A 12,800-nucleotide genomic window follows, 5' to 3' on the forward strand; every position below is an offset into this window, starting at 1 on the left:
GCTCCCGCCCGCATTTGGTGTCAATCGGGATCACCGATTTGTGGTCACGCTTCAGCCGGTCTTAAGCATCCTGCGGCGCTCGACGGAGGACGGAATCCTCAAGGCTTCCCGATACTTGGCGACCGTTCTACGGGCTATATCTATGCCCGCCTCCTTAAGGATTTCGACGATCCGATCATCGGACAAAACGTCGCCCCCCACCCCTTCCCCATCGATCATGGTTTTTATCCGATGGCGGACCGCCTCGGCCGAATGAGTCGAGGCGCCGTCCACCGATTGGATGGCGGCGGTGAAGAAGAATTTCAGCTCGAACACCCCGCGCGGGGTCGAGACATATTTGTTGGAGGTGACGCGGCTGACCGTCGATTCGTGCATGCCGATGGCGTCGGCGACCGTCTTCAGATTCAGCGGGCGAAGAAATTCGACGCCGAAGGCCAGGAAGGCGTCCTGCTGGCGCACGATCTCGGACGAGACCTTCAGAATGGTCTTGGCGCGCTGGTCCAGCGACTTGACCAGCCAGCTGGCCTGGGCGGCGCATTCGGCGACGAAGGTCTTTTCGGTGTCGGACCGGGCGCCGGCCTGGACCAGGCCGTGATAGCGTTTGTCGATCAACAGACGCGGCAGGGTGTCGGCGTTCAGCTCGACCCGCCAGCCGCCGGCCGGGTCGGGCCGCACATGGACGTCGGGCACCACGGTCTGGGCCGGTTCGCCGCCGAATCCGGCGCCGGGGCGGGGCGTCAGGGCCTTCAGCTCGGCGATCATCTCGGCCAGATCCTCGCCGTCGACGCCGCAGATCTTCTTCAGGCCCGCCAGGTCGCGCCGGGCCAGCAGGTCCAGATGGTCGAGCAGGGCGCCCATGGCCGGATCGAATCGATTGCGCTCGATCAGCTGCAGCTTCAGGCATTCGGGCACCGAACGGGCCATGATCCCGGTCGGCTCGAACCCCTGGCAGACGGCGACGACGGCCTCGATCCGGTCCAGGCTGACGCCGAGGCGATCGGCGAACTCGGCCATTTCGCCGCGCAGATAGCCGCCCTCGTCGGTGGCGTCGATCAGGGTCAGGGCGATGGCGTGGTCGGCGGCCGAGAGGCCGGCCGAGGAGGCCTGGGCCTGCAGATGCTCCCACAGGGTCAGTTCATGGGCGTCGGGGCGTTCGCCGTCGCCTTCGAAGACCTGGCCGCCCTTGCCGGCGCTGGACCAGTCGGACAGGCCCGGCTGGGCCTCGTCCGTCATGCGGTCGCTGGTGCGTTCGCCGGGCGCGGCGTCGCCGTAGACGTCGTCGGACCCGGCGTCCATCGAGGCCACGGAATCCTGGCCGACCCCGTCGCCGAAGGACATTTCACCGTCCGGGGCGGCGTCGGAAACCGAAACCGGAGCCTCGGGGCCCTCGCCCTCGGGCTCGTCGCGTTGCAGCAGGGGATTGCGTTCCAGCTCGGCCTCGACGAACTCCTCGAGCTCGAGGTTCGACAGTTGCAGCAGCTTGATCGCCTGCTGCAGCTGGGGCGTGATGACCAGCCCCTGCCCCTGTCTGATCTCTAGACGTTGCCCGATCACGTTCGAAAAATCCTGCCGGCGCGCCAACTGGCCCGGAACTTGCTGTCAGCATGGATCGAGAGTGGTTAACGCCCGACAAACGGCGGTTCGCGTGGCGCCCGAACGCGGGCGCCGGAACACGGACGTGCAGAAGCCCCCTCGCGCTTTCGCTGCGAAGTTATGGAGGGCTGGGCGGGGCGCCGGGCCTTCGCCCGGAGTTTGGTGTTTTGAGTACCGTTTCGACGAAGGTTTGACGCTCCGCGCGAATGGTTGGCCTGCAAGCTCGGGGCGCCGAGCGGTGGCGGTCTTATCGCCTAACCCCATAAGCCTGCGACGGGTCGGCAGGGTCTGCGAACCCTGTCCCGAGTGCGGCCGAGTATCCCCCTCGACCCTCCAACGGCGTTTTGAGACGCCGCCGGCGCGGAGGGATTGCACCCCCGCTCCCGTTCCATCCGCTCCCGCCGCCGCAAGGTCGCAGGCCAAGCGAGCCCTCCAAGCGACGAGACCGAGGCGGATTATAGGGGGTGGGGAAACCCTGGCGGGGAAGTCGGGGCGAGAAACTGACAAGCCGTTGGAATCATTAGAGTGAGACCAGCGTCATTGTCACAGTTGGACCCGTTCGGACCCCCTCCGTCTCGCCGGCTTCGCCGGCGATCCACCTCCCCCAAGGGGGGAGGATTTCGGTCATCGCATTCCTCCCCCCTTGGGGGAGGTGGCGCGGCGCGAAGCGCCGTGACGGAGGGGGCGCGTCAGGCGTAGTTTTCGCCCAGATAGACCCGGCGGACCTCGGCGTCGTTGACCGCCTCTTCAGCCGTGCCTTCGAACAGGACCGACCCGCCCGAGATGATCGAGACCCGGTCGGTGATGTCCAGGGTTTCGCGGACATTGTGGTCGGTGATCAGCACGCCGATGCCCTGGTCCGCCAGATAGCGGATGACCGAACGGATGTCGGCGATGGCCAGGGGGTCGATGCCGGCGAAGGGTTCGTCCAGCAGGATGAAGGAGGGCCGGCCGGCCAGGGCGCGGGCGATCTCGACCCGACGACGCTCGCCGCCCGACAGGCCGGTGGCCGGGGCGTGACGCAGATGGTCGATGTGAAGCTCGTTCAGCAGGCGGTCGGTCTCGGCCTGAAGCTGATCGCGCGGATAGTTGAGCTCGACCACCGCCATGATGTTCTGCTCGACCGTCATGCCCCGGAAGATCGAGGCTTCCTGGGCCAGATAGCCCAGGCCCATGCGGCTGCGCTGGTACATGGGCTGGCTGGTGATGTCCTCGCCGTCCAGCCAGATCGTGCCGGAATCGGGCGGGATCAGGCCGGTGATCATGTAGAAACAGGTGGTCTTGCCGGCGCCATTGGGGCCGAGCAGGCCCGCGACCTCGCCGCGCTGAACCGTCAGGGAGACGTCGCTCACCACCTGGCGCTGGCCGAAGGCGCGGGCGATGTTGCGCACCCGCAGGCCTTTTTCAGCAGCCGAGACCGCCGGTTCCGGCGTCGCCGCCGGCCGGTCGGACAGGTTCAGGGCGGAGAGTTCCTTGCGCGCCAAATCCTCAGATCCCGTTCTTACGTCCTGGGCCGGGCGGCCTCAGTTGGTTCCGTTGGGATAGAAGACGCCCTGGATGCGGCTGCCGGCGGTCCCGCCGCGCGGGGCGCCCGACATGTTGGCCGCGTCGGTGTTGACGTTATAGACCAGCCGCCCGCCCGTCAGGACGTTCTTGCCCTGGTTCAGGATGACGTTGCCGGTCACGACCAGTTCGCCGTTCGACAGCGTATAGACGGCGCGGTCGCCGCGCATCGACTGGGTCGGGGTGACGAAATAGACGGTGCCCGTGGCCTCGACCCGCTCCGGATCGCCGGCGGCGTTGCGGAACAGGGTGATGGCCTCGGCCCGCAGACGGTTCTGGCCTTGGGTCACTTCGGCCCGGCCGCGCAGGCTGATGCGTTCGGCGGACTGTTCGCCCGTGTCGGCGCCGAAGGCGATGGGCTGGTTCGAGCTGGTGCGCGCGCTCTGGGCGTCGCCCACGGCCGGCAGGGCCAGCAGGGTCAGGGCCGCCAGCGCCGCAACCGTTCGGGCGTATTGGGTTTTCGCTGTCATCGCCGTCATTCGCCTGATCCCGAGGGATTGATGGTCCCGCTTATCTTGGTGTCGCCAGAGCCCTTGAACACCACGCGCTCGCCCTGATCATAGATCGCATAGGACGAAGCGTTGATGGTTCCAATAGGGCCGGCGCCCTGAACGCCCCGTGAACCGGTGATGATGCCGGTATTGGTGTCGACCACCGCCTCGGGCGTGGTCAGGACGAAGCCGGAGCCGCCGTCCGAAATCCGCACGTTCGGACCGATGGTCACGGTCCTGGCCTGTTCGTTGTAGGTCCCGCCGTCGGCGGTCATTTCGGTGACCTTGCGGCCGCCCAGATTCAGCTTCAGGGCCGGGCCGACCAGGCGGAAATGGCCGGTGGCGGGATCGCGGATCGCACCTTGGGCGCCGACGGTGAAGGCGCGGCCTTGCGCGTCCTGGCCGTGGAACAGGGGCTTGTCCAGGCGGACTTCCTGACCCTGGCTGGCCTTACGCTCCACCCCCGACATGACGGTGCGGAACACGGTCCAGGTCAGGACGCCGCCCGCCAGCACCAGGATGATGATCGGCAGGACGCGGCGGTACAGTTTGACGCGCCGCGAACGCGCCCGCCAGCGCGCACCGGCCAGGACCACCCGGGCCTCGTCCGCGGCGTCCGCCTGGATCCGTGTCTGTTCGCCGGGGTCGGTCAAGCGCGCCTCAGCTATGGGCGAAGATGTCGATCTCGTCCCAGCCGGCGAGATCGAGCGCCGAACGGGTCGGCAGGAAGTCGAAACATTGGGCCGCCAGTTCGGCCCGTCCCTCGCGCGCCAGCATCATGTCCAGCTTGGTCCGGGCGGCGTGCAGATACAGGACGTCCGAGGCGGCGTAGTCCAGCTGGGCCTGGGTCAGTTCGGCCGCGCCCCAGTCGGACGACTGCTGGGCCTTGGACAGGTCGACCCCGACGGTCTCGCGCACCACGTCCTTGAGGCCGTGGCGGTCGGTGTAGGTGCGGGCCAGTTTGGAGGCGATCTTGGTGCAATAGACCGGCCGCGTCTCGACCCCGAGGTGCAGCAGGAACATGCCGATGTCGAAGCGACCGAAGTGGAAGATCTTGGTCACCGCCGGATCGGTCAGCAGCCGCTTCAGGTTCGGACAGTCATAGCCGGGGCGGTTCAGACGCACGACATGGGCGTTTCCGTCGCCGGCCGACAACTGGACCACGCAAAGGGGGTCGCGGCGGAAGCGCAGGCCCATGGTCTCGGAATCGATGGCGACGTCGGAACCCAGGTCCAGGTCGTCGGGCAGGTCGCCCTCGTGCAGGTAAACGGTCATGGGCAGGTTCTTACACGGCTGGGGGACGGGACGAAACGGCTTACAGCGCGACGGACGGGCCTCAAGCAGGCGAGCGCCGCGCGCGAGGCGATAGGCCCCAAAACGAAGATGGCCTCAAGCAACAGAGCGCCGCGCGCGATGCGATAGGCCGAAAAAGCAAACGGCGCCGTGTCCGAAAACACGACGCCGTCTATAATATGGTGCCCAGAAGAGGACTCGAACCTCCACGGCCGTTAAGCCACTGGCACCTGAAGCCAGCGCGTCTACCAATTCCGCCATCTGGGCCCCGTCGGCAGCGCCTTGCGGCGTTTCCATCGGGAAGGCGCGGACCTCTAAGGGAGGGTCCGGGCGGGGTCAACAGGGATTTTTCGTCGGAGGTCGGTTTTATTTCGCAAGCGAGGCGGGAGGCCGCGACGCGGGCGTCAATCGGACAGGGTTGCGGCCCGTTAAGCCTGTTCGCTTACCTCGCTTTGAGAGCCCGTCCCCTATCTGGGAGCGATGGCGGATCCGTCCCGAGTTCCCAAGGCGCACGAGCGGCGCACGACCCCTCGCGCGACCTATCGCAAGCGTCGGCGTCGGCGCGAGCGCGTCCACATGTTCGGCCAGCTGGTCGATCTGGTGAAGCCCGAGGAAGTGCTGCATCACGTCCAGGACGCCGTGGCCGAGGGCCGCAAGAGCGTGGTGGCCAACCACAATCTGCACGGCCTCTACCTGCTCCAGAAACATCCGGAGATGCGGGCCTTCTACGAGATGGCCGAGCTGATCGAGGTCGATTCGACGCCGATGATCTGGTTCTCCCGCGCCCTGGGGCTGCACAGCCGGGGCTTTCATCGCTGCACCTATCTGGACTGGCGCGACCATTTCTGGAGCGTCGCGAACCGCAAGGCCTGGCGGATCATGGCGGTCGGCGGCGCGCCGGGCGTGGGCGAAGAAGCGGCGCGCCGGTTGGGCGCGCGCTATCCCAAGACCGAGATCCGCACCCGTCACGGCTTCTTCGACGCCCGGGCAGGTTCCGCCGACAACGCCGAAGTCGTCGCGGAGATTCAGGCCTTTCAGCCGCATATCCTGTTCGTCGGCATGGGCATGCCCCGCCAGGAGCTGTGGACCCTGGCCGTGTTCGACGCCCTGCCCGACTGCGTCATCCTGTCGGTCGGCGCCGCCTTCGACTACGAGGCGGGAACCCAGAATCCCGCGCCGCGATGGATGGGCCGCGCCGGGATCGAATGGGCCTATCGGCTGGTGCAGGACCCCCGCCGCCTGTTCCACCGCTATTGCATCGAGCCCTGGACCCTGGCGCCCCTGGCGATCCGCGACCTGCGCGCGGCGCGGCGCCGCATGTCCGGCAAGACGGCCGCACGGGGCGCGGATTTCGGCGCGCCGCCGACCCGCAATTTTCCGCGCGGAACCTGAAGGACCTGGGCCGCGCTCCGGCGGATCAGATCGGCATGGCCATGATTTCCTTGTAGGCGGAAATCACCTGGTCGCGGACGGACATCACGGTTTCCAGCGACGCCTCGGCCGAGCTGAGGGCCGTGACCACGTCGATCAGATTGCCGTTGCCCTGGATCGACTGGGTCATCTGGGTCTCGGCCGCGCGCGACTGCTGGGTCATGTCGGTCATGGCGTTCTTGACCAGGTCGGCGAAGCCGTTGTCGCCGGAGGCGGGCGGTTGCGCCGCCGTGGGCATGGCGCTGCCCTGAACGGCGGCGTAGGCGCGGGCGGCCATCATCGGGTTCATGGCCTAGTCCTCAGCGTTTGATGATGTCGAGGGTGCGGCTGTCCATGGACCGCGCCGTCTCGATGACGTTCAGATTGGCTTCGTAGGCGCGCTGGGCTTCGCGCATGTCCATGGCTTCCACCAGGGTGTCGACATTGGGCCGCATCACATAGCCCTGGGCGTTGGCCGCCGGGTGCGAGGGGTCGTAGTCCATCTTGAACTCGCCCTGGTCGGGCCGGACCTCGGCCAGGGTCACGCCGGTCGCGCCGTCGACCTCGCGCGCCTGAAAGACCGGGATCTGGCGGCGATAGGGCTCGCCGCCGGGGGTGCGGGCGGTGGACTGGGCGTTGGCGATGTTCTCGGCGATGACGCGCATGCGCGACTGCTGGGCCTTGAGAGCCGAGGCCGCCACGGCCATGGCGCTGTTCGAGGGGGGGATGGGATCAGGCATGGATCAGTCCTTCGTCTCAGCCCGCGCCAGGCTTGCGCGCGGCCATGCGGAGCATGGACATGGATTTCTGATAGAAGCCGATGGCGGCGTCATAGGCCATGCGGCTCTCGGCCATCTTCAGCATCTGCTCTTCGACCACCACGGAATTGCCGTCCAGCGTGGTCTCGGAGTCCGGCGACTTGGTCGGATCGAACCGAGGCGCGCTGACGGCCGGGGCGATATGGGCGCGGTTGGTGCGGACGACCTGAAGCCCCCCGCCCGAACGCAGGGCGGCGGCGAAGTCGGTCGGCTGTTTCAGATCGCGGCCGACGAAGCCGGGCGTGTCGGCGTTGGCGACGTTTTCGGCGATGAGCTTCTGGCGCTCGTCCAGCCAGCCCAGCCGGCCCTTGATCTGCCCCAGCAGCGGTATGTCGGCGACGCCCATGGCGATCTCCCGTGCGACGCGGATGCGCGCGATGGGCAGAAAATGCCGCCTCCATGGTTAACAGGCCGTTATCTAAACCCATCGTTAACCGTGGTGGTTAAGACTTGAGGAACAGCGCCGACTGCGCGGGGCCTTAAGCGTATGAATTTCCTCGATCTCGCCCGCGCCGTCTTCGGCCTGGCCTTCACCCTGGGCCTGATCGGCCTGGCCGCCTATGCGGCGCGTCGCTATGCGCCGCAGCTGATGGCCAAGCTGAACGCCCAGCGCGGCGAACGGCGGATGCAGGTGGTCGAGACCCTGGTGCTGGACCCCGCGCGCCGGCTGGTCCTGGTGCGGATCGATGCGGAAGAACGACTGATCCTTCTGGGCGAAGGGCGCGAACTGATCGAGCCGCGCCAGCCGGAGATCTTCAAGTGAAGGGGTCAAGGGGCGAGAGCGAGCTTCTCCCTCCCCCTGCGGGGGAGGGGGGCGAAGGCCTAGCCGAAGCCGGGTGGGAAGGGCTGGCCCAAACACGCACCGGTCCTGTCTCAGTTCAGTGCGACGTCGCCTTGCCGCCCCCACCCCGTCGCTGCGCGACGCCCCTCCCCCGCAGGGGGAGGGAGAAAGTCTTCACGATCCCCACGGGCGCCGAGCTGAAGCGCGCGGCCCTGTTGTCTCTGTTCACCACCCTGGTGTGCCTGGTCTGGCCTCTGGCGGCCTTCGCCCAGGACGCGGCTGCGGGCGGGTCGGCGATCAATATCGACCTGGGCAGCGGCGCGGGGCTGACGCAGCGGGTGGTGCAGCTGGTCGGGCTGATGACCGTGCTGTCGCTGGCGCCCTCCATCGTCATCATGACCACCAGTTTCGTGCGAATCGTCGTGGTCCTGTCGCTGTTGCGGACGGCGCTGGGGATGCAGCAGTCGCCGCCGAACGCCGTTCTGGTGTCCCTGGCCCTGTTCCTGAGCGCCATCGTCATGGCCCCGACCTGGCAGGACGCCTATGATTCGGGCATCCGTCCGCTGCTGGATCAGCAGATGGAATTGCCCCAGGCCTTCGATGCGGCGTCGGAACCTGTGAAAACCTTCATGCTGGCCCAGGTGGACCGCGGAGACCTGGCCCTGTTCACTCGTCTGAGCCGCGTGGAGGCCCCGGCCAACCTGCAGGAGCTGCCCCTGCGCGTGGTCACGCCGGCCTTCATGATCAGCGAGCTGAAGAAGGCGTTCGAAATCGGATTTCTCCTTTTCGTTCCGTTCCTTGTGATCGATCTGGTCGTCGCCAGCGTGCTGATGTCCATGGGTATGATGATGCTGCCTCCGGTGGTGGTGTCCCTGCCGTTCAAGTTGATCTTCTTCGTGCTGGTGGACGGCTGGAGACTGGTCGCCGGCAGCCTGGTCGAGAGCTTCCAGCGGGCGTCCGGAACCGGATAATCCCCGCCCCATAAGGCTTTGCGCCTTTTACCCGCTTGCAATGCCGGACGAAATCCGTGTTGATCCACCGGTCCTCGCCCTGAATCGGGCGACTAACACTGGAAACGCTTCTTATGACCACTCAAGCCGAACTGATCGCCGCCGTCGCCAAGGACGCCGGTGTCTCGCAGGCCGACGCCGGCAAGGTGCTGACCGCCATCGTCGAAAACATCCACGCCAGCCTGAAGGCCGGCGGCGACGTGCGCATCTCGAACCTGGGCGTCTTCGACACCGCCGCCCGCGCCGAGCGCGAAGGCCGCAACCCCGCCACGGGCGCGACCATCAAGATCGCCGCCTCGAAGGCCGTCCGCTTCCGCGTCTCCAAGCCGCTGAAGGACGCCGTCAACGGCTAAGGTTTTTCCGGTCCCCTCGGGGACCGATCAACCGATTCAACGGGCGGGGGTCGCAGGGCGATTCCCGCCCGTTTCCTTTCGGAAGTCCTGTTTGGCGGCGTTGACCCAGCCGACGAAGGTGTCGGCGTTGGCCGACAGGGCGGCGAAATCGTTCACTCCCGCCAGACCCGCCAGATTGTCGTCCAGGGCCACGCGGATCGCATTCGCTGACCGCGCCCGGGGGATGAAGGGCGAATACTGGCCGCGCAGACGATCCAGGGCGGCGGGGTTTCCACTCAGCGAATAGCCCACGCCGGCGCGAATCAGCCAGCTTTCCTCGGACGGGGTCAGGGGCGCCTCCGCCTGCTTGTAGCGGTCGCCCAGACGCGCTTCGTACAGGGGCGCGGCCTCGGCCCACTTCTGCTGTTTCCACAGGATGTCGCCGCGCACCTCGCGCGCCGGGGCGGACTGGTCGCGGTCCAGAACCTCCAGAGCGTGATCGTAGCGGCCCAGATCCATCAGGGCGCGGGCCTCCAGCGCCCGACGCTCGCTGTTGATGGCGTTGGGCAGCAGGGTGGTGCGCGAGCCCCAGATGGCCTGCAACGCCTTCTCCGGCTGGCGGTCCATCAGATAGACGGTGGCCAGATCGGTGGCGACCTGGGCCTTGGCCACCCCGTCCAGCCGCTCGTCCACCTGGTGTTTCAGCAGTTCGGCGGCCTGGTCCAGCAGATCGACGTCGATCAGGCGGCGCGACAGACGGCGAACCATCTCGTCGCCGTCGGCGCCGATGGGGGTCAGTTCGCGGAAATCATAGAACAGGGCCAGGGCCTGAACCGGCTGCAAGCCGTCGGCCGCGCCTTCCAGGAACAGGGCGCGGAAGGCGTTGGACTGGTCGGCGTAGATCTCGGCGGCGCCGGGCACCCCGGACATCCGCTTGCCGGCGCCGCGCAGGGCGTCCAGGGCCTCGCGATAGCGGCCCTGCTGAAGATAGAGGTTGGCCAGTTTGCGGATGACGGCCAGTTCGGTGGCGTCGCCGCGCCAGCGCCACTTCAACTGCTCAAGCTGCTGGGCCGCCTGATCCGGCGTCAGGACGCCCTTGTCCAGCTCCAGACCGATGGCGCCCAGTTTGGCGGGGGTGGCGATGCCGTCCAGCGGCGCGCGGGCCACGGCCTTGTACACCGCCAGCGCCCGGTCCTTGTCGCCGGACAGTTCGAACAGCCGCGCCTGGACCACGCGCGCGGTCAGCTGATCGGCGGCCGAGGCGTTCTGGCTGAAGACATAGGCCAGCAGCTGGCGCGCGGCCGGCAGGTCGTTGGTCTGGATGGCGGCCAGGGCGTGGGCGGCGCCGAAGCGGGCGCGCCATTCCTTGGGGAAGTCGTCGATGACCGAGGCCCCGGCGGCGAAGGCGCGGCGCGCCCCCTCCCAGTCGCCCTGTTCGGCGGCGATATAGCCCTGCCAGACCTTGGCGGCGGGATCGTTCGACAGGGCCGAGCCGGCGAAGTCGGCCTGGGCCTCTTCCAGACGGCCGACGCCGACGCGGGCGGCGCCGCGCAGGCCGCGCACCTCGGGCTCGCCCTGCATGTTGGGGGCCTTGGCGACCAGGGCGTTGATGACGCCGATCGCCTCATAGTTCAGGCCCGAGCCGACCAGGAACCGGGCCAGGGCCATGCGCGCCGCGATGGGCGCGCGGGGATTGTCGGTTCCGGCGATGGTTTCCTGAGCCGCCGCGTCCTGAAGGCGGCGATAGCGTTGCGAGAAGCCGTCCTCGCCTGCGGTCGCCCATTCCTCCAGGATCAGGGCCGGATAGGCCGCCGGCTTCGGCGCGTCATCCTCATGGGCGGCGGCCTCCAGCGTCGCCGACGGCGGCGACAGGGTCAGGCCCTGCGGGCGGCTGAGGGTGACCAGATCGCCCGCCGCCTCGATCTTCAGATCGTCGGTCGTGGTCTCGACCGCCAGGCCCTGGGCGGTGGGGATCAGGCTGAGATCGACGGTGCTGCGCGTACCCGAGAACCCCTTGCCGGGCGCCAGGGCGGTGACGGCGGCGAAACGGTCGCCGACCAGGGGATCCGTCAGCCAGACGGTCTTGGTCGCGCCCGCCATCCGCGCCACCAGGGTGGCCGAGCCGTCGTCCGAGCGGTCGATCTCGACGCCCGAGGCGCCGGCGGGCGGACCGCCGATGGTCACGGTCCAGGTTCCGCCCTGCCCTTCGGCCGCCACGGGCAGGCCGTCGGGAGCGGCGATGCGGACGGCGGTGTAGTCAGGGCCGGCGGCCCAGCGGGCGTCCTTGGCCGGACCCAGGGCCTTGGCGCCGGTCAGGTCCATCTTGGCGGCGGTGTCGAACACGACCCAGACGGCCTCGCCTCGCCGGAAGACGGCGGCGCCCACCGGCGCGCCCCACTGGAAGGTCAGGACCGTCTTGTCCGGCGTCGAGACGGCGCGGACGGGCACGACGGAATTGATGGCCGCCGCCCGTTCTTCCGACGTCGGCTCGGGCGCCTTGCCCGGCGCGTAGAGGTTCAGCCAGACCGCGCCGTCAGCCGCGCCGGACCGGGCGTCGGCGCCCTCGGCCAGGGTGATGACCAGATCGGTCGTTCCGCCCCGCGCCAGCCGCGTCTCGACGGCCTTGACCCCCTCCGGCGGATCGACGCGCAGGCGCGAGACGTCCGGCGCGGCCGAGACGCCCAGGCGGACGATCACCTTGTCGCCCTCGCGCCGGACCTGGCTGCGCGCGCCGATGACGCCGCCGAATTCGACACGGGTGAATTCGCTGGATTGGCCGATGCTGATCGACAGCGGATCGCGCGACCGGCCGGCTTCCTGGGCCAGCGGCGCCAGAGGCGCGAACACGACCGCGCCGGCCGCGGCGGCGGCCACGGTCGACTTCAGGATACGCTTGCTGTGCGGGGTCCCGGACATATCCGTCGAGCCTTGCCCCACAAGCTCTTTAATCACGGTTAACCGACATTGACCGGGATTCTACGGATAGGACGGTTCGTCCGGCGACAGGCGGCGCGATCCGGCCCATGATGGGGCCATGACCGATTACCCGCGCCTGAGCACCCTGAAGACCGGCCTGGCCTGTCGCTGTCCCCGCTGCGGCGAGGGGGCGCTGTTCAAGGGCTATCTGACCCTGCGCGAATCCTGCCCGAAATGCGGGCTGAACTATGGGTTCGCCGATCCGGCCGACGGCCCCGCCTTCTTCGTCATGACGGCGGTGGGCCTGGTCGGGATGATCCTGCTGATGGTCTTCGACTTCAGCGTGAAGCCGCCCATCTGGGTGCACGCGGTTGTGACCCTGCCGATCCTGGTGATCATGTGCCTGGGCTGCCTGCGGCCGTTCAAGGCCTGGCTGGTGGCGGAGCAGTTCATCCACAAGGCCGCCCCGCCGGAGTTCTCCAGCAACGGCAAGCACGGGGATTGAGGGCGGGGGCGCAGCCCCCCTCTCACGCCGTCATCCTAGGGCTTGTCCCTAGGATGACGGTCTTATGGGATAGGCGGTCTTCGCCCGA

14 protein-coding genes and 1 tRNA gene are annotated in these 12,800 nt (G+C 68.1%); 5 read left to right on the forward strand and 10 right to left on the reverse strand.

Annotated elements, in window-relative coordinates; genetic code table 11:
- Positions 1-51: 51 nt before the first annotated feature.
- From rpoN to AC1RSI_RS05365, 6 genes are all read right to left on the reverse strand, one after another.
- Entirely contained in the window at positions 52-1,554 is a 1,503-nt protein-coding gene (rpoN, locus tag AC1RSI_RS05340) for an RNA polymerase factor sigma-54 (protein ID WP_035309058.1), read from the reverse strand.
- Between the two features lie 728 nt (positions 1,555-2,282).
- Positions 2,283-3,077 (reverse strand): LPS export ABC transporter ATP-binding protein, encoded by a 795-nt coding sequence (gene lptB, locus AC1RSI_RS05345; protein WP_008262903.1) that lies wholly within the window; start codon positions 3,075-3,077, stop codon positions 2,283-2,285.
- 39 nt (positions 3,078-3,116) lie between these two features.
- Entirely contained in the window at positions 3,117-3,626 is a 510-nt protein-coding gene (locus tag AC1RSI_RS05350) for an LptA/OstA family protein (RefSeq protein ID WP_492793331.1), read from the reverse strand.
- Between the two features lie 5 nt (positions 3,627-3,631).
- A complete protein-coding gene (gene lptC, locus AC1RSI_RS05355; protein WP_052005176.1) occupies positions 3,632-4,300 on the reverse strand; it encodes an LPS export ABC transporter periplasmic protein LptC in 669 nt (222 codons plus the stop codon).
- A gap of 7 nt (positions 4,301-4,307) precedes the next feature.
- Complete coding sequence (locus tag AC1RSI_RS05360; RefSeq protein ID WP_154727071.1) at positions 4,308-4,922, reverse strand: ribonuclease D; 615 nt, start codon at positions 4,920-4,922, stop codon at positions 4,308-4,310.
- Positions 4,923-5,120: 198 nt separating this feature from the next.
- Positions 5,121-5,207, reverse strand: a tRNA-Leu gene (locus AC1RSI_RS05365).
- A 213-nt stretch (positions 5,208-5,420) separates the two neighbouring features.
- Here AC1RSI_RS05365 and AC1RSI_RS05370 point away from each other — a divergent pair.
- The gene (locus AC1RSI_RS05370) at positions 5,421-6,332 is read left to right on the forward strand and encodes a WecB/TagA/CpsF family glycosyltransferase (protein ID WP_154727075.1); all 912 of its coding nucleotides are present in this window, start codon (positions 5,421-5,423) and stop codon (positions 6,330-6,332) included.
- Positions 6,333-6,357: 25 nt separating this feature from the next.
- Here the strand turns inward: AC1RSI_RS05370 and fliE are convergent, their stop codons facing one another.
- Genes fliE through flgB form a run of 3 tightly spaced genes read right to left on the reverse strand, consistent with a single transcriptional unit; the run spans position 6,358 to position 7,514 of the window.
- Positions 6,358-6,660, reverse strand: a complete 303-nt coding sequence (gene fliE / locus AC1RSI_RS05375; RefSeq protein ID WP_008262620.1) for a flagellar hook-basal body complex protein FliE — start codon at positions 6,658-6,660, stop codon at positions 6,358-6,360.
- A 10-nt stretch (positions 6,661-6,670) separates the two neighbouring features.
- Positions 6,671-7,057, reverse strand: coding sequence for a flagellar basal body rod protein FlgC (gene flgC, locus AC1RSI_RS05380; protein ID WP_008261179.1), 387 nt, complete (start codon positions 7,055-7,057; stop codon positions 6,671-6,673).
- Between the two features lie 49 nt (positions 7,058-7,106).
- A complete protein-coding gene (gene flgB, locus AC1RSI_RS05385; protein ID WP_035311182.1) occupies positions 7,107-7,514 on the reverse strand; it encodes a flagellar basal body rod protein FlgB in 408 nt (135 codons plus the stop codon).
- Positions 7,515-7,655: 141 nt separating this feature from the next.
- Here flgB and AC1RSI_RS05390 point away from each other — a divergent pair, with 141 nt between their 5' ends.
- From AC1RSI_RS05390 to AC1RSI_RS05400, 3 genes are all read left to right on the forward strand, one after another.
- Positions 7,656-7,931, forward strand: a complete 276-nt coding sequence (locus AC1RSI_RS05390) for a flagellar biosynthetic protein FliO (protein ID WP_008260176.1) — start codon at positions 7,656-7,658, stop codon at positions 7,929-7,931.
- Between the two features lie 197 nt (positions 7,932-8,128).
- A complete protein-coding gene (fliP, locus tag AC1RSI_RS05395; RefSeq protein WP_154727001.1) occupies positions 8,129-8,920 on the forward strand; it encodes a flagellar type III secretion system pore protein FliP in 792 nt (263 codons plus the stop codon).
- A 113-nt stretch (positions 8,921-9,033) separates the two neighbouring features.
- Positions 9,034-9,312: an HU family DNA-binding protein gene (locus AC1RSI_RS05400; RefSeq protein ID WP_008263548.1), complete on the forward strand. Its 279-nt coding sequence runs from the start codon at positions 9,034-9,036 to the stop codon at positions 9,310-9,312.
- Between the two features lie 36 nt (positions 9,313-9,348).
- On the opposite strand, the gene AC1RSI_RS05405 is transcribed toward AC1RSI_RS05400, so the two are convergent.
- The gene (locus AC1RSI_RS05405; protein ID WP_040349248.1) at positions 9,349-12,207 is read right to left on the reverse strand and encodes a tetratricopeptide repeat protein; all 2,859 of its coding nucleotides are present in this window, start codon (positions 12,205-12,207) and stop codon (positions 9,349-9,351) included.
- A 118-nt stretch (positions 12,208-12,325) separates the two neighbouring features.
- Between AC1RSI_RS05405 and AC1RSI_RS05410 the strand changes: the two genes are divergently transcribed.
- The gene (locus AC1RSI_RS05410; RefSeq protein ID WP_008260146.1) at positions 12,326-12,712 is read left to right on the forward strand and encodes a DUF983 domain-containing protein; all 387 of its coding nucleotides are present in this window, start codon (positions 12,326-12,328) and stop codon (positions 12,710-12,712) included.
- Positions 12,713-12,800: the final 88 nt, after the last annotated feature.

Source organism: Brevundimonas sp. GW821-FHT10E09, from assembly GCF_058809375.1.